Origin of the sequence: Burkholderia sp. AU32262, assembly GCF_020419985.1 — a bacterium.
Taxonomy (GTDB): domain Bacteria; phylum Pseudomonadota; class Gammaproteobacteria; order Burkholderiales; family Burkholderiaceae; genus Burkholderia; species Burkholderia semiarida.
Genome location: NZ_JAIZRS010000015.1, coordinates 20,845 through 39,133, shown reverse-complemented (window position 1 = coordinate 39,133; position 18,289 = coordinate 20,845). Strand labels below are relative to the sequence as shown.

Sequence of the window (18,289 nt, the reverse complement as noted above, 5' to 3'; positions counted from 1 at the left end):
CGCGCGCGGTGCGGCGGCGCGCGTCAGCGCTCGCCGGTCATCCGCCGGTACGCATCGAGCAGCGACGTCTTGTAGACGACGCCCGCGAGCGTCGGCTCGGCTTCGCTCTCGATCACCGGCAGCCGTTCGCCCTGGAACGCCATGAAGCGTTCGAGCGCGGTCGCGAGCGGCATGTCGGGCGTGAGCAGCGGAAACGGCGTATGCGCGTAGTGCGCGGCCGTCTTGTCGGCCGTGTCGCGCTTGTCGAGCAGATCCGACGTGATGTCCTTCAGCGCGACCGCGCCGCGAAAGCGCCCGGCGTCGTCGGTCACGTACAGGTACTTCACCGGATATTCGAGAAACACGCGCGTCATGTCGGCGACGCTCGCGGTGAGCGGCACGACCGTCTGCGCGGGCTGGATCAGCGCGCGCATCTGCGTGGTGCGCAGCCGCTGCCGCTCCTGCGCGTCCTGGTAGTGATGCTGCGTGATGTCGTACATCGACGTCGTGCCCGTCGCGCGCGCGACGAAATACGCGAACACGCACGACACCAGCAGCGGCAGCACGACCTGATAGCTCAGCGTCATCTCGAAGATCATCAGGATCGCCATCAGCGGCGCCTGCGTGGCGCCCGCCATGAATGCGCCCATCCCCACGATCGCGTACGCGAAATAGGCCGACGTATGGCCGGGCCACAGCGCGTCCATCGCGAGCCCGAACAGCGAGCCGAACACGGCGCCGACGAACAGCGTCGGCGTGAACACGCCGCCGATCGCGCCCGAGCCGGCCGTCGCGGCGGTCGCGATCACCTTGAACACGAGTACCGCGACGAGCGCCTGCCAGGTCCACGGTGAATGGAGGATGTGGTTCACGACGCTGTAGCCGTTGCCCCACACGTCGGGAATCCACACCGAGATCACGCCGACGACGAGGCCGCCGAGCGCGAGCCGCACGGGCAGCGGCACCGGCAGCCGCTTGAACTGCGTCTTCGACGCGTCGAGCAGATGCAGGAACTGCGGCGCGAGCACGCCGCACAGCGCGCCGAGCACGACGAACGGCAGCACCTCGGCGCCCGTCACGGCCGGAAACACCGGCATCTCGTACGGCGGCCGGTAGCCGGCGAATTCGCGCATCACGATGTTCGCGACGACCGATGCGACGACCATCGGCCCGAAGCTCTCCATCGCGATCGTGCCGAGCACGATCTCCGACACGAAAAAGGCGCCGGCGATCGGCGCGTTGTACGCGGACGTGATGCCGGCCGCCGCCCCGCACGCGACCAGCAGGCGCAGGCGCGGCGGGTCGAAGTGAGCGAAGCGGCCGACGAGCGACGCGGCGAGCGCCGCGAGCTGCACCATCGGGCCTTCGCGGCCGATCGAGCCGCCGCTGCCGATCGTCAGCAGCGACGACACGCTGCGCCACAGGCTCTGCCGCACGGGCACGACGCCGTTGCCGAGCGCGACCGATTCCATGTAGTCGGTCTTGGCGGCCTCCTTGTCGCCGCGCGTCGCGAAGAGCAGCACGCAGCCGGCGAGGAAGCCGCCCGCGGCCGGCATCCAGAATCGCACGTACCACGGCAGGCTCCTGGCCATCTGCACGAAGCTGCCGCTGTGCCCCGAGATCAGGCGCTGCATCAGATCGATGCCTTCGCGGAACGCGATCGTCGCGAAGGCGCCGCCGACGCCGACGATGGCCGACCAGATCAGCATCGTATGGGCGTCCGACAGGCGGAGCAGCGTTCGGGCGCGAGTGCGCAGCTTCAGCAGGAACGAGAGCACGGCTGAAAGGGGGCGATGGAAAACGACGCGAAGCATAGCACCGCGCCGCGCCCGCGGGACTCTCCCGTCGGGCGCGGCGCGCGAACCGTCGCGGACGTGCGGCTCAGCCAAGCCAGTGCTGCACGGCCCAGGTGACGCCGTAGCCGCCGACGATCAGCCACACGTACAGGATCAGGCCGGTCATCAGCGCTCGCGGGCCGGCCGCGCGGATCTGCGCGACGCGCGTCTCGATGCCGAGTGCGGTCATGGCCATCGTCAGCGCGAAGGTATCGAGCACGTTCAGCGTATGCGTGACGTCCGCCGGCAGCACGTTCAGCGAATTGACGATCACGAAGCCGAGGAAGCCGAGCGCGAACCAGGGCACCGCCACCTTGCGCCTGCCTTGCGCGCCGCCGGCCGCGTCATGCGCCGAGCGCGCGGACCGGGCGAGCCACCAGCCGAGCGCGAGCAGCACCGGCACGAGCAGCATCACGCGCGTCATCTTGACGATCGTCGCGACGCGCACGACCTCCGGGCTGATGTCGCTCGCCGCGCCGACCACCTGCGCGACTTCGTGGATCGTGCCGCCGAAGAACAGGCCGAGGCCCGCCGGATCGAGGTTCAGCAGACCGGCGTGATAGGCGAGCGGATACAGGAACATCGACAGCGTCCCGAACAGCACGACGCTGCCCACGGCCATCGCGCTCTGGTGCGGCTTCGACTGCAGCGTCGACTCGAACGCGAGCACGGCGGCCGCGCCGCAGATCGCGCTGCCGGCGGCGGTCAGCAGCGCGGCGTCGCGGTCGAGCTTCATCAGCTTCATGCCGACCCAGGTGCCGATCGCGAGCGTGCTGACGACGACCAGCACCGATACCGTGAGGCCCGGCAGCCCGACCTGCGCGATTTCCTGCAGGCTCACGCGCAGGCCGAAGAACGCGACCGCGATGCGCAGCAGCTTGCGCGCGGAGAAATTGACGCCGGCCGCCCAACTGGCCGGCATGCCGTCGCGCAGGCCGTTGCCGTACAGCGCGCCGGCGACGATGCCGACGATCAGCGGCGACAGGCCGAGCCCCGCGATCGCGGGGAGCTCGGACAGGCTCGTGACGGCGGCGGCGAACAGCGCGACGAACAGCACGCCGTTCAACTGGCCGCGCATCGACGGCGCGGCATGGCTGAGATGGGGAGTCGGAGCAGTGGACATGGGGGCACCGTGATGGAGCGTGTGGCGATGGTGTAATCCTAATTTCGTTATATCGATATGAAAAATTGTGATTTGTGACGTAAACTATCCGGAAAGCCGATAATTCATCGCCATGACCCCGGATCAACTGATAACGTTCGCCGCCGTCGCCGAGCATCTGAACATCAGCCGCGCCGCCGTGGCGCTGCATCTGTCGCAGCCGGCCGTGTCGGGCCAGTTGCGGCTGCTGCAGGACGAGTTCGGCGAGCCGCTGTACCAGCGCGACGGCCGCGGCATCCGCCTGACGCCGGTAGGCGAACAGCTCGCGCAGTACGCGAAGGCGCAGCGCGACACGTTCGCGCAGGCGCGTGCGTTTCGCGACGCGGTGCGCGGGCTGGAAACCGGCACGCTGCGCATCGGCGCGAGCACGACGCCCGCGAGCTACCTGCTGCCGTACCTGATCGCGGCGTTCCAGCCGCGCGCGCCGCGCGTGTCGATCCAGACGATGAGCGGCAATACGGCCGACGTGGTCGCGGCGCTGCCGTCGCTCGACATCGCGCTGATCGAAGGGCCGCCCGGCGAGGCGCTGCCGCCGGGTACGGCCGTGCACGCGTGGCACGAGGACGAGATCGTCGCGATCGTGCCGGCCGGCCATCCGCTCGCGGCGCCTGGCCACGACGCGGGCGTGACGCTCGATGCGCTCGCCGCGCATCCGCTCGTGCTGCGCGAGGCGGGCTCCGCGGTGCGGCAACTCGTCGAGCGCGCGTTCGCGCACGGCGGCGCGCCGATGCGCGTCGCGTTCGAGATCGCCGGGGTCGAGGCCGTGAAGGAAGCCGTGCGCGCGGGAATGGGCGTCGGGTTCGTGTCCGCGATGTCGCTGCGTCACGAGGATGCGGCGCTCGTGCCGCGCTCGCTGGCGCCCGCGCCGCTCACGCGGCATTTCTCCATTCTCGTGCCGCACGGCGGCGCGCCGTCGCGAATCGCCGCGCAATTCCTCGAAATGAGCCTCGCGCAGGGCCTCGCATAGACGCTCGACGCTGCGCCGGGAACAGGTGTTGCATGCGTTCGGGCGCGTATTCGTGTGACCAGCGGGCCTTAGGGATTTCCTCTATGGCGTGGGTCTGAAGCGAAGCGCACCATCCGTCTCAAGCAAATGGAACCGGTTCCATTCCGGTTGAAAAAGGGCAACATGGCAGACATCGTGATCGTGGCGAGCGCATTCGGGATGGACCGGGTGCGCCAGGAGGGCCACAGTGCATTCATCGCGACCGTGGCGGCATCCGGTGCGACCGGGTTCGAGGTGCGGCGCGAACTGTTCGCGTCGGACGGCGATACGGCGCCCGGCGCGCTGGCCGCGCTCGGCGCGCAAATCGCCGGCCACGGACTGTGGTCGGTCTATTCGACCCCGGACTCGCTGTATACGGAAACGGGCGCGCTCGATGCCGACGCTTTGCGCGACGCGCTCGCGCAAGCCGATGCGCTCGGCGCGCGCTTCGTGAAATTGCAGCTCGGCGGCTTCGCGGGCGACGCGCACGCGGCCGAGATCGTCGCGCTGTCGGCCGGCGCGCGGGCTCGCGTGGTGGTGGAAAACGGCCAGCTCGAGGTCGGCGGCGCGTTCGCGCAGTTCCGCGGGCTGTTCGATGCGCTGGCCGATGCCGGCATGCGCGAGGCGCTCGGCATGACGTTCGACATCGGCAACTGGCTGTGGCGCGGCGAAGCGCCGCTCGACTGCGCACAGGTGCTCGCGCCGCACGTGGAATACATTCATTGCAAGACCATCGACGGCGAGGGCGCGCGTCGTTTCGCCGTCGCGCCGGCGCCGGACGACCCGCTCGTGACCGGCGTGCTCGCGGCGCTGCCGCGGCATGCGCCGCGCGGCATCGAGTTCCCGTTCGACGCGGCCGACCTGGCCGGCGATGCCTGCCGGCGTGTCGCGTGGCTCGCGACCGCGTGACGGCAGCAGGATCCTGAGGAGTTCAGTCATGAAAGCAGCACTCGATGTCGTGACTTACGGCGAAGCGATGGCGATGTTCGTCGCGACGGAGCCCGGCCACCTCGCGCACGCCGGACAATTCGCGAAGCGGATCGCCGGCGCCGACCTGAATGTCGCGATCGGCCTGTCGCGGCTCGGCTTCCGGGTCGGCTGGATGAGCCGGGTCGGTAGCGATTCGTTCGGCCGCTACGTGCTCGACACGCTGGCGCGCGAGGGCATCGACGCGTCGTGCGTGACCGTCGACCCGCGTTACCCGACCGGTTTCCAGCTGAAGTCGCGCAACGACGACGGCAGCGACCCGACCGTCGAATATTTCCGCAAGGGTTCGGCCGCGAGCCACCTGTCGTGCGACGACTACGTTGCCGACTACGTGCTCGGCGCGCGCCACCTGCACCTGACGGGCGTCGCGCCGGCGATCTCGGCGACGTCGTGTGAACTGGCGTTCCGGCTCGCGCGCGAGATGCGGGCGGCCGGCAAGACGATCTCGTTCGATCCGAACCTGCGCCCGACGCTGTGGCCGTCCGCCGACGTGATGGCGAAGACGCTGAATGCGCTCGCGACGCTCGCCGACTGGGTGCTGCCGGGCCTTGCCGAAGGGCGGCAGCTCACCGGGCACGACACGCCGGCCGACATCGCGGGCTTCTATCTCGCGCAGGGCGCGCGCGGCGTCGTGATCAAGCTCGGCGAGCAGGGCGCGTATTTCCGCACGGCCGACGGCCGCGAAGGCATCGTTGCCGGCGAGCGCGTTGAAAAGGTCGTCGATACGGTGGGCGCCGGCGACGGCTTCGCGGTCGGCGTGGTCAGCGCGCTGCTCGAAGGCCGCAGCGTCGAGCAGGCGGTCGCGCGCGGCAACCGGATCGGTGCGCTCGCGATCCAGGTGATCGGCGATTCGGAAGGGTTGCCGACCCGCGACGCGCTCGACCGGCTCGAAAATGTCAGCAATGACGCCGATCGCTTAGAGGAAACCATCACCGCGCAATGAGAGGCCGGACACGGCACAATCCGCGGGTCCATTTCGTGCGCGACGCACAGCAGTTTTGTTCGAGGCCGGGCAGGCGCCAGCGCGTCCACTCCGGTCCATATACGGAGACACTCACATGGCAGCCAATCTCGCAGCCCGTCGGTGGTGGACGATCATGCCGATCGTCTTCATCACGTACAGCCTCGCCTACCTCGATCGCGCGAACTACGGGTTCGCGGCGGCGGCCGGCATCAACCAGGATCTCGGGATCAGCAAGGGCCTGTCGTCGCTGATCGGTGCGCTGTTCTTCCTCGGCTACTTCTTTTTCCAGATCCCCGGCGCAATCTATGCGGAACGCCGCAGCGTGAAGAAGCTCGTGTTCGCGAGCCTCGTGCTGTGGGGCGGCTGCGCGGCCCTGACCGGCGTGGTCAGCAACATCCCGTCGCTGATGGCGATCCGCTTCGTGCTCGGCGTCGTCGAGGCGGCCGTGATGCCGGCGATGCTGATCTACATTAGCAACTGGTTCACGAAGAACGAGCGCTCGCGCGCGAACACGTTCCTGATCCTCGGCAACCCGGTCACGGTGCTGTGGATGTCGATCGTGTCGGGTTATCTCGTGCATGAATTCGGCTGGCGCCACATGTTCATCGCCGAAGGCATCCCGGCCGTCATCTGGGCCGTGTGCTGGTGGTGCCTCGTGCAGGACAAGCCGGCCGATTCGCCGTGGCTCAACGCACAGGAAAAGCGCGACCTCGACGCCGCGCTCGCGGCCGAGCAGGCGGCGATCAAGCCGGTGCGCAACTATGGCGAGGCGTTCCGCTCGCCGGCCGTGATCAAGCTGTGCGCGCAGTATTTCTGCTGGAGCATCGGCGTGTACGGCTTCGTGCTGTGGCTGCCGTCGATCGTGAAGAACGGTTCCGATCTCGGGATGGTCGCGACCGGATGGCTGTCCGCGCTGCCGTACCTCGCGGCGACGATCGCGATGCTCGCCGCGTCGTGGGCGTCCGACAAGGTCGGCTCGCGTCGCGGCTTCGTGTGGCCGTTCCTGCTGGTCGGCGCGGCCGCGTTCGCCGCGTCGTACGCGCTCGGCTCGTCGCATTTCTGGATCTCGTATGCGCTGCTGGTCGTCGCGGGCGCCGCGATGTATGCGCCGTACGGCCCGTTCTTCGCGATCGTGCCGGAACTGCTGCCGAAGAACGTCGCGGGCGGCGCGATGGCGCTGATCAACAGCATGGGCGCGCTCGGCTCGTTCGTCGGCTCGTACTTCGTCGGCTACCTGAACGGCGCGACCGGGTCGCCCGTCGCGTCGTACGCGTTCATGAGCGCCGCGCTCGTCGCCGCGGTGATCCTCACGCTGTCCGTCAAACCCCAGGCGCGCGATGCGCATCCGCTCGCCGCGCCGCTGCAAGGAAAATGAAACGATGAAGCCCCGTATCGTCGCGTACAAGCCGCTGCCCGATGACGTTCTCGCGTACCTGCGCGAGCATGCGGACGTCGTGCACGCCGACGGCGCCGACGCGCTCGCCGCCGCGCTCGGCGACGCCGACGGCGCGATCGGCGCGAGCCTGAAGATCACGCCGCAGATGCTCGACCGTGCGCCGCGGCTGAAGGCGTGGTCGACGATCTCGGTCGGCTACGACAACTTCGACGTCGCCGATTTCACGCGGCGCGGCATCGTGCTCGCGCATACGCCCGACGTGCTGACCGAGTCGACGGCCGATACGGTCTTTTCACTGATCCTGGCCTCCGCACGGCGCGTGGTCGAGCTCGCCGAGTGGGTGAAAGCCGGCCATTGGCATCGCAGCATCGGCCCCGACCTGTACGGCACCGACGTGCAGGGCAAGACGCTCGGCATCGTCGGGCTCGGGCGCATCGGCGGCGCGGTCGCGCGCCGCGCGGCGCTCGGCTTCCGGATGCAGGTGCTGTACGCGAACCGGTCCGCGCATGCCGAGGCCGAGACGCAGTACGGCGCCCGGCGCGTGACGCTCGACGAGTTGCTCGCGCAGTCGGATTTCGTGTGTCTGCAAGTGCCGCTGTCGCCCGACACGCGCCATCTGATCGGCGCGCCCGAGTTCGCGAAGATGAAGCGCGGCGCGATCCTGATCAACGCGTCGCGCGGGCCGGTGGTCGACGAGGCCGCGCTGATCGACGCGCTGCGTGCGGGGACGATCCGCGGCGCGGGGCTCGACGTGTTCGAGAAGGAGCCGCTGCCGGCCGATTCGCCGCTGCTGCGGATGAAGAACGTGGTCGCGCTGCCGCATATCGGCTCGGCGACGCACGAGACGCGCCATGCGATGGCGCGCTGCGCGGCGGAAAACCTGGTCGGCGCGCTGGCCGGCACGCTGCGCGCGAATCTCGTCAACCCGGATGCGCTGGCGCACGCCTGAGCCGCCTGCGATAACCGCCCTGCGCGGTTAGAGTCGATGGTCTTGGTGCCCGAGGGCTGGCTGCGTTATGATCGCCCGCGCTCGTCGCATCGACGGCCGGCCACGCGGCCGGCGGCGTCGCGCGACGGGCTTCCGCGCCAGGTCCGGTGCGGCCGACTGCTGTAACGCCATTGGCGGGCGCTGCTCGAGCGTGAAGCACCGGGCCGGCGCAGGCGCCGACGCGCCAGGACAGGGGAGGCCGCCGGTTGGCTTACGTTTCCAACAACAATGGTCCGTCTGCTCACGAAGCGGCGCGGATCGTACGTCGCGAGGCACGACAGTGACCGATTCGCAATCTTCCACGACGCGTCCGGCGACGATCAGCGACGTCGCGCGCGAGGCCGGCACGGGCAAGACCAGCGTTTCGCGCTACCTGAACGGCGAGACGCATGTGCTGTCGGTCGATCTGCGCCAGCGGATCGAGGCGGCGATCGCGCGGCTCAACTACCGGCCGAACCAGATGGCGCGCGGGCTCAAGCGCGGCCGCAACCGGCTGCTCGGCATGCTCGCGGCCGACCTGACCAATCCCTACACCGTCGAAGTGCTGCAGGGCGTCGAGGCCGCGTGCCATGCGCTCGGCTACATGCCGCTCATCTGTCACGCGGCGAACGAAGTCGAGATGGAGCGCCGCTTCCTGCAACTGCTCACGACCTACCGCGTCGAAGGGCTGATCGTCAACGCGCTCGGCGCCGAGGAAGACGTGCTGCGCCCGCTACGCGGCGCGGGCATTCCGGCCGTGCTCGTCGATCGGACGGTCGAGGGCTTCGAGGCCGACCTGATCGGCCTCGACAATACCGATGCGATCGAGACGGCGCTCGCGCATCTGGTCGCACAGGGCTTCGACGCGATCCATTTCGTCGTGCAGCCGTTCGAGCACGTGAGCTCGCGGCGCGTGCGCGAGGCCGCGTTCCGCGCGGCGCTGGCGGCGCGCGGGCTGGCGGTGCCGTCGACGGTCGTGCTCGACCTGAACGAACCTGGCGCGGCCGCGGCGGCGCTCGCCGACGTCGATGCGCGCATCGACGATGCGGCGCGGCGCGGCGTGCGCGCGGCGCTGTTCGCCGCGAATGCGCCGGTCGCGCTGGCGATCGCGCGCCACCTGCGCGCGCGTTTCGGCGCCGCGTGGCAGCAGCAGGCGGCGCTGCTGTCGATCGACGATCCGGAATGGGCCGAGCTGATCGGCATCACGACGATCCGTCAGCCGACCTACGAAATCGGCTACAAGGCCGTCGAATTCGTGCACGAGCGGATCGACGGCGCGGCGGGCGACGTGCGCGTCGCGATGCTGCCCGGCGACCTGATCGCGCGCGCGTCGACCGCAAGCTGAGTATCATTCGGGGCACGCAGCGCGCCAGGTGCGCTGCCCCGAACAAGGAACTCCATGACTGTCGCTCCCGTCACGCTGGCGGCGCTGATCGCCGCCACGCTGATCATCGCGCTGCTGCCGCTCGTCCTCTACCGCTTCCTGCGCAAGCCGCTTGCGCTCAACCGCCGCGACACGATCGTCGGCGTCGCCGTCTTCACGCTGTTTGCCATGATCGTCGAGCGCGCGTTCCACGGGCTCGTGCTGAGCCGCACGCCCGAGGACGGCTGGCTGACGCAGCCGCTCGCGTTCGTCGCGTACAGCGCGCTCGCGACCGCCGTATTCGAGGAAATCGGCCGCTATCTCGGCATGCGCGTGCTGAACCGCCGCTATGGCGCATCGGCTGGCGACGGCCGCGGAATCGGCTACGGGATCGGTCACGGCGGCGCCGAGGCGTGGTTCGTCGGCGTGCTCGTGTGGGGTCAGTGGTCGTATCTCGCGTGGCTCGCGAGCCGCGGCCAGCTCGAGACGCAGTTGTCGGACCTGCCGGTCGACACCGTGGTGCGGCTGCACATGATGCTCGCGACGCTGTCGGCCCAGTCGATCCTGCTGTTGCTGCTCGAACGCTGCGCGGCGTTCGCGGTGCAACTGGCGCTGTCGGTGCTGATGTGGCGCGGCGTGCGTGCCGGCCGCATCGCCGTGTTGCCGCTCGCGATCGTGCTGCATGCGCTCGCGGCGACGCCCACGCTGCTGTACCAGGTGCGCGTGCTGCCGGCCGCGTGGGTCGAGGCCGCGTATTTCGTGCTGGCCGCGATCCTGGTGGCCGTGCTGGTGAAGACGTGCCGGCCGTCGCGTGCGACGGCCTGACCGGAGCGACGCAATGGACGACTATCTGATCGAATGCCCGAGCGCGGAATTCGACGCGCTTGCGCGCGTGATCTGCGATCTCTTTCCGGAGCAGACGCGCTTTGTCGAAAACAGCGACGAACGCGGGCGATTCCTGTCCGTGCAGTGGCTCGCGATGCGTTTCGGCGCGACGCCGAAGCGGATGACGCTGGACATCCGGATCGTGCCGGCCGCGCTCGCGCGCTACCTGGCGCTCAAGCCGATGCAGCGCGCGCGCAGCCATGCGGTGCTGCATGCGTATACGGAAGCGATGCTCGGCTCGCTCGAAGAGCGGCACGCGGCCGGCGAGGCCGTCGAGCGCGACGCGGAACTCGAACTCGACGAAGACTTTGCGTGAGCGGCGGCGCCGGCCTTGTGCCGGCGCGGTGCGTGACGCGTCACGCGTCGCGGTAGACCTGCGCGAAGCGCTGCGCCTGCACGACGCCGTAGTCGCCCGGCGCGTATTGCATCACCCAGTCGCCGGCGACGCCGCGCAGCGTGTCGCCGTTTTCCGAGCGGGCGATCGTGAACGGCTCGTCCATCCGGCGCGCGAGCACGACGGCCGGCCGGTTGCGGTAGGCGCCCGGCGTGCCGTGCGCGAGCGCCGGATCGGCGGGCAGGTATTTGGCGTCGAAACGTGCGCGCGACACGACCCAGCGGTCGCCGGTCGAGCCGGTGATCAATGCGTCGCCCGTCACATAACGGTTCGGGCCTTCGAGGCTCATCAGTTCGCCGTCGGCGTCCGCGAAGGACACGGCGACGGTTTCGTCCTTGACGACGCGACGGGCCTGCGGATCGGTACGCAGATCGAGTTGCTTGAGTTCGAGCATGGCGGGGAGGGGCGGGAAAGCGGGAAAAGCCGGGAGCTTATCCCGAATTCGGCGCGCCGTGTGACGCGCCGGTCGCCGATCGACGCGCGGCGCCGTTCGGCCCGGGTGGGCCGGCACGGCGCCGGCGGGGAAGGCGTCAGGGCTGCGCGGGCGCGCTCGCGGCCGGCGCGGCGGCCGCGTTGCCTTCCTTGCCCTTCGTCTTGCCCTTGCCGCGGTGCTCGCCGCCGTGGTGCAGCCAACTGCGGAACGTCGTGTCGGCCAGCGCCTTCTGCTCGGCCGGGAAGCTCTCGTAGAGCGGCGCGAATGCGTCGGCGAGCTTCTTCGCGCCGTCGGCGTTCGCCTGCGACAGTTCCGCGTACTGCTTCATGTCGTCGATCGCGGACACGTCGTGTTTGGCCATCCGTTCACTGTAGAGGCGGCCCATCGTTGCGCCGTTGTCGCGCATCGTGTCGGCGAACGTCTTCCATTGCGGCTCCTGCGCCGACGTGATCTTCAACTGGTCGTGCAGGTACTTGATGCGCTGCTCGATGCGCGCTTCGTGGCGCGCCGCGCGCTGCTCGGCGCTCGGCGCCGACGCCGCGGCCGTCGTTGCCGGCGCTTGCGGCTGTGCCGGGGTTTGCGCGAACGCGCTGGCTGCAACGGCGAGCGTAGCGAGGGTGAGCGAGATTTTCTTCATGGTTGGCTCTCCGGGGTGGTGTCTGGCGAGCGGGCGCGGCGGCCATCGCCGCCAGCGCGCCTCTCGCGTCGCCCGTTATTAGTAGCACGTTGCCTGCCGCGCGGCAGTGAATGCGACACTTGCTTACATCCGATACGAATCGAAATCGAAGGTACGAATCCGGGCCATGCCGGTTGGGCGCGCCGGCGTTCGGCGCTATCATCGCGTCACTTTCCACTCCGCCGGCACATCGCGCGCCGGCTCAGCGTCATGCGTCCACCCCGTCTCGACCAACTCGACGATCTCGACCGGCAACTCGTCGCGCTGCTGCAAGCCGATGCGCGCGCCAGCGTCGCCGATCTCGCGCGCCAGCTCGACGTGGCGCGCACGACGGTCGTCGCGCGCATCGCGCGGCTCGAACGCACCAACGTGATCGCCGGGTACAGCGTGCGACTCGGGCAGGACGTGCTCGACGCGAGTATCTATGCGTACGTCGGCATCATCCTCACGCCGAAGTTCGGCAAGGACGTATTGCGCAAGCTCGACCGGATGCCGGAAGTCCAGCTGCTGTGCGCGGTGAGCGGCGAGTACGACTACGTCGCGTGGCTGCGCGCCGATTCGCCGGAGCGGCTCAACGACCTGCTCGACCAGATCGGCACGCTCGAAGGCGTCGAGCGCACGACGACGTCGATCATCCTGTCGCGCAAGATCGATCGCGGAACGATCGGCGGCTGACCTGTTGGATGCGGCGCCGCGCGGGCGTCGCTGCGTCACGGCTGCCCGGATTGAAGTCGAGGTACCTGCCCGCACGCATTCGTATCGGCCTTCGCTGTCCTTCGTGATCGTCACGGGCCCCCGCCGTTGTCCTTTCGCGCCTCGCGCGCTTCTTTCCAGAATCTCCTTTCGTATTCAGCTTCGACCGGCGTGTCGTACCCGATGCATGTGCGGTTCGTGCGTCCGGTGCGACGCCGTGCGTCGTCTTCATCCTCGCAATGCGCGGCCGCCAACGGCCGGCGTGCGACATCTGCTATACGCGATTTTTATGTGAATCGGTCGTTTCGACGAAATTTATCGTCATAACGTCGAAATTATCGGTCGTTTCGCATCATTCTTCGTCTTGGAACTGATTTTGCGCGTCCCTACACTGTGTTCATTGGCTCAACGCCGTTCACAACACCAAACCCATCATCAGGAGATAAGCGCATGAAAATCGCCATCGTCGGCGCAGGTCTGATCGGCCACACCATTGCTCACATGCTGCGCGAAACCGGCGACTACGAAGTCGTCGCGTTCGACCGCGACGCGGATGCGCTCGCGAAGCTGTCGCGCGAAGGCATCGCGACGCAACGGGTCGATTCGGCCGACGCGAACGCGATTCGCGAAGCGGTGAAGGGCTTCGATGCGCTCGTCAACGCGCTGCCTTACTACCTCGCGGTCAACGTGGCCGCGGCCGCGAAGGCGGCCGGCGTTCATTACTTCGACCTGACCGAAGACGTGCGCGCCACCCATGCGATCCGCGAACTGGCCGACGGCTCCGACCGCGCGTTCATGCCGCAATGCGGCCTCGCGCCGGGCTTCATCGGCATCGCCGCGCACGAACTCGTGAACGGCTTCAGCGAAGTGCGCGACGTGAAGATGCGCGTCGGCGCGCTGCCCGAATATCCGACCAACGCGCTGAAGTACAACCTGACGTGGAGCGTCGACGGCCTGATCAACGAATACTGCCAGCCGTGCGAAGCGATCCGCGACGGCCGCAAGCAGTGGGTGCAGCCGCTCGAGGGCCTCGAACACTTCTCGCTCGACGGCACCGAATACGAAGCGTTCAACACGTCGGGCGGCCTCGGCACGCTGTGCGAGACGCTGTCGGGCAAGGTCGAGACGCTCGACTACAAGTCGGTGCGCTACCCGGGCCACCGCGAACTCGTGCAGTTCCTGCTCGAGGACCTGCGCCTGTCGACCGACCGCGACACGCTGAAGTCGATCATGCGCCGCGCGGTGCCGTCGACGAAGCAGGACGTCGTGCTCGTGTTCGTCACGGTGACGGGCGTGAAGGACGGCCAACTGGTTCAGGACGTGTTCACGCGCAAGATCTTCGCGAAGGACGTGTGCGGGATGCACATGAGCGCGATCCAGATCACGACGGCCGGCGCGATGTGCGCGGTGCTGGATCTGTTCCGCGAAAAGAAGCTGCCGCAGAGCGGTTTCATCCCGCAGGAGAAGGTGTCGCTGAAGGCGTTCCTGTCGAACCGTTTCGGCAAGCTGTACGACGGCGGCACGATGGAGCGCATGCACGCGGTTGCCTGACCGCGGTTGCCAGACGGTAGTTACCAGACCATTCGCCAGCCACTGGCACGAGGGCCGTACGACGCCGGGAGCGCAGCAGCGCTTCCGGCGTTGTTTTTTTGGGGGAGAAGCGGAAGGGCCGGGGGCGCGGGATCAGGCCGGCAGCGGCGGGACCATCGTCGCCGGTTGCGGCGGCGGCACGATGCGGTACAGCAGCGCGTCGATGTCCGCGTCGGACGGCGCGGTGTTGTCGAACATCACGATGCCGTCGCATTCGCGGCCAGTCGGCACGAAGCGGCGCTGCCGGTATTCGTCCCAGTGCGCGAGCTTGTACGCATCGTTCGGGTTCGCACGCGCGACGATCCGCTGGTGCGCGACGTCTTCCGACGTATGGACCCAGACGACCGTCAGCGTGACGTCCGGCGCGATGCCGAGCCACGCGCGATCGAGGATGCGCCGGTCGCGCACTTCGCGCGATAGCGGGCCGACGACGAGCGCGCCGATGCCGAGCGCGAGATTTTCACGGGCCGTGTCGAGCAGGCCCTGGTATTCGGCATCGCGAAGGTGCTTCAGGTAGAGCGGGCTGTCGCGGTCGTTCGGATCGTCCGTGAGCGCCCCCATCGCGGCCGCGCTGTAGCGACCGTACAGCGTGTCCTTGTCGAGCAGGCAGAACGCCTGGCCGGTCGCGCGCATCAGCGGCCCGATGAGCCGCTTCGCAAGCGTGGTCTTGCCGGTGCCGGCGTGACCGCAGAAGAACACCAGGTGCGTCACGAATGCCGGCTCCCCGACCGCTGGCCCGACGTGTCGCCGCGCTTGTCGCCGCGCGAGAATACTTCCGCTTCCAGCCACATCGCGTTGATGATGCCGAAGCCGAGCGCCACGCCGATGCCGAGTATCCACGAGAAATACCACATAGGTCTGTCTCCTTGACGATTGGGCCGCGCGGCCGTTGTGCAGTGCGCAATGCAGGCCCGACGAGCCTGTCGAAGCGCACGGAGCGCGTGCTGCGATGCACGCAGCCCGATCATGACCAATATCGGCGTGCCGTGCAAGCCGGCCCGTCCGTGCAGCAAACCGGTAAACTGATGCGCAAACCGCAATATCGTGAACAACATGCTGATCAACTGTGCTGCTTACCAGGACGGCCGCAAGCTGGCCGATATCGACATCGATGCCATCAGCGATTACGTGTCGAAGCCCGAATGCTTCGTCTGGGTCGCGCTGAAGGATCCGACGCCCGAGGAAATCGACCTGATGGGCGAGGAATTCGGGTTGCACGAGCTGGCGCTCGAGGATGCGCGCAAGGGCCATCAGCGGCCGAAGATCGAGGAATACGGCGATTCGCTGTTCGCGGTGCTGCATACGGTCGAACTCGACGAGGACGGCGAATTCAAGGTCGGCGAATTGAACGTGTTCGTCGGCCCGAATTACGTGCTGTCGATCCGCAACCATACCGAGCACGATTTCCGCGACGTGCGCAAGCGTTGCGAGCGGGAGCCGCATCTGCTGCGGGAGGGGTCGGCGTTCGTGTTCTACGCGTTGATGGACCAGGTCGTCGACCGGTATTTCCCGATCCTCGAAACGCTCGGCACCGAACTCGAGGAACTCGAGGACCGCATCTTCGCGAAGGCCACGCCGGCGTCGTCGCGCGCGATCATCGAGGATCTCTATTCGCTGAAACGCCGGCTCGTGCTGCTGTACCAGCACACGGCGCCGCTGATGGAGCCGCTCGCGAAGCTCACCGGCGGGCGTGTTCCGCAAGTCTGCAGCGGGATGGCGGCCTACTTCCGCGATGTGTACGACCATTTGCAGCGGATCGTGAAAACGATCGAAGGGCGGCGCGAGATGGTCGTCACGGCGATCCAGGTCAACCTCGGAATGATTTCGCTCGCGGAGAACGAGGTGACCAAGCGGCTCGGCTCGTTCGCCGCGCTGTTCGCGATACCGACGATGATCGCCGGCATCTACGGGATGAACTTCGCGAACATGCCCGAACTGCACCTGAAATACGGGTTCTACGGCTGCATCGCGGTGATGGCCGCCGCCGACCTCGCGCTGTGGTGGCGTTTCAAGCGGGCGGGGTGGCTGTAGGGCGGCGTCACGCCGGACGCGGCGCGTGCTTGCCGACCACGACGCGCCACGGCCGCACGCGCCACGATTTCACGAGGCCGTTCTGCACGTACGGATCGGCGCGCGCGAACGATTCGGCCGCTTCCGGCGAATCGCCTTCGAACACGAGCACGGCCTGGTCGGCCGGGTCGGCCAGCGCACCGGCGAGCACGAGTTCGCCGCGCTCGGTCGCCGCCTGCGCGAGCGCGAGATGCTCCGCACGAAGCGGTTCGCGGCGCGACAGGTAATCGTCGACGAGTTCGTAGATCAACTGGTAATGCATGATCGCTCCAGGAATCGGTTTCCGCCTCGGATAGTGGGCGGCCAGGTCAGTATAGGGCAGCGGGAAAGCCCTTGGCGGCGTGGTTTGCCGGCGGGATGGCGGGCATTGGGCGGGGGCGCTTCATGACCCGCGCATCCCGGCCGATATCCCGCTGGCTTCCTTAAAAACGCAACTAACGGTCGAGCTTCCAGACATCGGCGAATTGCCGGGCGCTTCGCGTCCACGGCCGATCCGCGTGGAATTCGTCTACAGGAAACGAGGAGGCGCCGGCCTATGCCGGGTCCGGATTTCGCATGCCGGCGAAGGCAGGGGAGCGGGTGAAAACGATAGGCGCCGGCCCGGGGGCGGGGGGCGTGCGAGGGGTGTTTCCATTGGGCCGGAATGCGACCTATGCTGAACGAATCCGGAGCGAACGCCGTTCGCCCGATTCGCCCAGACGAGGTGTGCCATGCCGGTCTCAGCCACCCTGCAGGATTGCCTGCGCCAGAAGTCATCGCGGTACGAAGTCGTGTACCACCCCTATAGCCATACGAGCATGGAGACGGCCGCCGCCGCGCACATTCCCGGCGATCGTCTCGCGAAAACGGTGCTCCTCGAGGACGCCGAGGGCTACGTCGCCGCCGTGTTGCCGACGACGCACGCCGTGCGTCTGTCGGATCTCTGGGTGAAGACGGGACGCCATCTCGTGCTCGCCCGGGAGGTCGAATTGCGCGACCTGTTCAAGGATTGCGACATGGGCGCGCTGCCGCCCGTGTGCATGGCGTACGGGATGAAGACGTTCCTCGAGGAACACCTCGCGCAGCAGCCGGAAGTCTATTTCGAGGCCGGCGACCACGAAGCGCTGATCCACATGATGCAGGACGAATTCCTGGCGCTGATGGAGACGGCCGAGCGCGCGCATTTCTCGCATCGTATGCAGGGGATGATGCTGTCCTGAGCGATGCCGGCCGTGCATCGATGACGCATGCGCGGGCATTTTTCCCACCGGGCCCGGTGAAGTGGAGATGCCCGTGCGCGCAGAGGGGCGGGCAACGAATTCACGCTGGCGCAGCGGTACCCGGTTTCGGAAAATAGGTTCGTTGTGCAGACGATTATTTCAACCAGGCCAGTAGGAGGGTTTGCTTATTTTAATTTGGAATCCTTTGCAAAAATGCGGCGGGCAAATCCTCGGAATATCGCGTCAACGGGCCCTGGCTCCGCGTGACAACGGTCAATCGGCTTCCATCCTTGCATGAGACAACCAGACGCATCCGGCGGCGCTCATTCCAGACGCGCCAATGCAGTGCGCCGCACTAAATCGGTGATTATTTATGAGAGGCACTGAATTAGTGCGACAGCCTACAAAATAATTACCGAATTAATGGAAAATGTTTGTTGAAGCTTACTAACTTGTTATTCGAGTAAGGCCTCCAAACTTTGTATTTGGGTATCAAATAAAGTTTGACGCCCAAATTTTTTCCTTGCTATCTTCTGCACCCAAGACGAACGGCCTGGCTGACGTCGGCGTGTAACGAAGATTCAATCGTCATACGAGAACGTGCCTGCGCCGACGAAGCTGACAATTGCCTGAACGCGCTGGTGCAGGGCGGACGCCGAATAGGGCGGCTACCCCGTGGTGGTTGAAACGATTCCTTGAAATTGAATGAAT

Annotated in this window: 19 protein-coding genes; 12 read left to right on the top strand and 7 right to left on the bottom strand. The window is 67.4% G+C overall.

The window, feature by feature from the left end; translation table 11 throughout:
- Positions 1 to 23: 23 nt before the first annotated feature.
- Complete coding sequence (locus tag LGN10_RS18940; RefSeq protein ID WP_196485766.1) at positions 24 to 1,757, bottom strand: ClcB-like voltage-gated chloride channel protein; 1,734 nt, start codon at positions 1,755 to 1,757, stop codon at positions 24 to 26.
- A 103-nt stretch (positions 1,758 to 1,860) separates the two neighbouring features.
- Positions 1,861 to 2,937, bottom strand: a complete 1,077-nt coding sequence (locus LGN10_RS18935; RefSeq protein WP_226224573.1) for a YeiH family protein — start codon at positions 2,935 to 2,937, stop codon at positions 1,861 to 1,863.
- Between the two features lie 112 nt (positions 2,938 to 3,049).
- Here LGN10_RS18935 and LGN10_RS18930 point away from each other — a divergent pair, with 112 nt between their 5' ends.
- From LGN10_RS18930 to LGN10_RS18895, 8 genes are all read left to right on the top strand, one after another.
- Positions 3,050 to 3,943 carry a LysR family transcriptional regulator gene (locus LGN10_RS18930; protein WP_226224572.1) on the top strand — a complete coding sequence of 298 codons (894 nt, stop codon included), beginning with the start codon at positions 3,050 to 3,052 and terminating at the stop codon, positions 3,941 to 3,943.
- A 162-nt stretch (positions 3,944 to 4,105) separates the two neighbouring features.
- Positions 4,106 to 4,870, top strand: a complete 765-nt coding sequence (locus LGN10_RS18925) for a TIM barrel protein (RefSeq protein WP_226224570.1) — start codon at positions 4,106 to 4,108, stop codon at positions 4,868 to 4,870.
- A gap of 28 nt (positions 4,871 to 4,898) precedes the next feature.
- Positions 4,899 to 5,891: a sugar kinase gene (locus LGN10_RS18920; protein ID WP_059645878.1), complete on the top strand. Its 993-nt coding sequence runs from the start codon at positions 4,899 to 4,901 to the stop codon at positions 5,889 to 5,891.
- A gap of 115 nt (positions 5,892 to 6,006) precedes the next feature.
- A complete protein-coding gene (locus LGN10_RS18915; RefSeq protein ID WP_059583435.1) occupies positions 6,007 to 7,287 on the top strand; it encodes an MFS transporter in 1,281 nt (426 codons plus the stop codon).
- A gap of 4 nt (positions 7,288 to 7,291) precedes the next feature.
- Positions 7,292 to 8,257 (top strand): NAD(P)-dependent oxidoreductase, encoded by a 966-nt coding sequence (locus LGN10_RS18910; protein WP_059583521.1) that lies wholly within the window; start codon positions 7,292 to 7,294, stop codon positions 8,255 to 8,257.
- 319 nt (positions 8,258 to 8,576) lie between these two features.
- Positions 8,577 to 9,620, top strand: coding sequence for a LacI family DNA-binding transcriptional regulator (locus tag LGN10_RS18905; protein WP_226224568.1), 1,044 nt, complete (start codon positions 8,577 to 8,579; stop codon positions 9,618 to 9,620).
- Between the two features lie 54 nt (positions 9,621 to 9,674).
- Positions 9,675 to 10,463: a YhfC family intramembrane metalloprotease gene (locus tag LGN10_RS18900; RefSeq protein WP_089464777.1), complete on the top strand. Its 789-nt coding sequence runs from the start codon at positions 9,675 to 9,677 to the stop codon at positions 10,461 to 10,463.
- Between the two features lie 13 nt (positions 10,464 to 10,476).
- Positions 10,477 to 10,839, top strand: coding sequence for a DUF3022 domain-containing protein (locus LGN10_RS18895; RefSeq protein ID WP_089464776.1), 363 nt, complete (start codon positions 10,477 to 10,479; stop codon positions 10,837 to 10,839).
- A gap of 40 nt (positions 10,840 to 10,879) precedes the next feature.
- Here LGN10_RS18895 and LGN10_RS18890 read toward each other — a convergent pair whose 3' ends face one another.
- Together LGN10_RS18890 and LGN10_RS18885 are read right to left on the bottom strand one after the other, a co-directional pair.
- Positions 10,880 to 11,311 carry a PGDYG domain-containing protein gene (locus tag LGN10_RS18890; RefSeq protein ID WP_059583428.1) on the bottom strand — a complete coding sequence of 144 codons (432 nt, stop codon included), beginning with the start codon at positions 11,309 to 11,311 and terminating at the stop codon, positions 10,880 to 10,882.
- 136 nt (positions 11,312 to 11,447) lie between these two features.
- Positions 11,448 to 11,987 (bottom strand): Spy/CpxP family protein refolding chaperone, encoded by a 540-nt coding sequence (locus LGN10_RS18885; RefSeq protein ID WP_060009782.1) that lies wholly within the window; start codon positions 11,985 to 11,987, stop codon positions 11,448 to 11,450.
- A 249-nt stretch (positions 11,988 to 12,236) separates the two neighbouring features.
- Here LGN10_RS18885 and LGN10_RS18880 point away from each other — a divergent pair, with 249 nt between their 5' ends.
- Positions 12,237 to 12,701 carry an Lrp/AsnC family transcriptional regulator gene (locus LGN10_RS18880; protein ID WP_006481526.1) on the top strand — a complete coding sequence of 155 codons (465 nt, stop codon included), beginning with the start codon at positions 12,237 to 12,239 and terminating at the stop codon, positions 12,699 to 12,701.
- Between the two features lie 468 nt (positions 12,702 to 13,169).
- Positions 13,170 to 14,270: a saccharopine dehydrogenase family protein gene (locus LGN10_RS18875; RefSeq protein ID WP_059583425.1), complete on the top strand. Its 1,101-nt coding sequence runs from the start codon at positions 13,170 to 13,172 to the stop codon at positions 14,268 to 14,270.
- Between the two features lie 132 nt (positions 14,271 to 14,402).
- On the opposite strand, the gene LGN10_RS18870 is transcribed toward LGN10_RS18875, so the two are convergent.
- A complete protein-coding gene (locus LGN10_RS18870; RefSeq protein ID WP_059583424.1) occupies positions 14,403 to 15,020 on the bottom strand; it encodes an AAA family ATPase in 618 nt (205 codons plus the stop codon).
- Positions 15,017 to 15,163, bottom strand: coding sequence for a cytochrome bd-I oxidase subunit CydX (gene cydX / locus LGN10_RS18865; protein WP_063892434.1), 147 nt, complete (start codon positions 15,161 to 15,163; stop codon positions 15,017 to 15,019). The genes LGN10_RS18870 and cydX overlap by 4 nt, the downstream gene beginning before the upstream one ends.
- Positions 15,164 to 15,362: 199 nt before the next feature.
- On the opposite strand from cydX, the gene corA reads away from it, so the two are divergent.
- Entirely contained in the window at positions 15,363 to 16,340 is a 978-nt protein-coding gene (gene corA, locus LGN10_RS18860; protein WP_059583422.1) for a magnesium/cobalt transporter CorA, read from the top strand.
- 7 nt (positions 16,341 to 16,347) lie between these two features.
- Here the strand turns inward: corA and LGN10_RS18855 are convergent, their stop codons facing one another.
- Positions 16,348 to 16,641, bottom strand: coding sequence for a YciI-like protein (locus tag LGN10_RS18855; protein ID WP_059583421.1), 294 nt, complete (start codon positions 16,639 to 16,641; stop codon positions 16,348 to 16,350).
- 448 nt (positions 16,642 to 17,089) lie between these two features.
- Here LGN10_RS18855 and LGN10_RS18850 point away from each other — a divergent pair, with 448 nt between their 5' ends.
- Positions 17,090 to 17,578, top strand: coding sequence for an aminoacyl-tRNA deacylase (locus LGN10_RS18850; protein ID WP_059583420.1), 489 nt, complete (start codon positions 17,090 to 17,092; stop codon positions 17,576 to 17,578).
- Positions 17,579 to 18,289 lie beyond the last annotated feature (711 nt).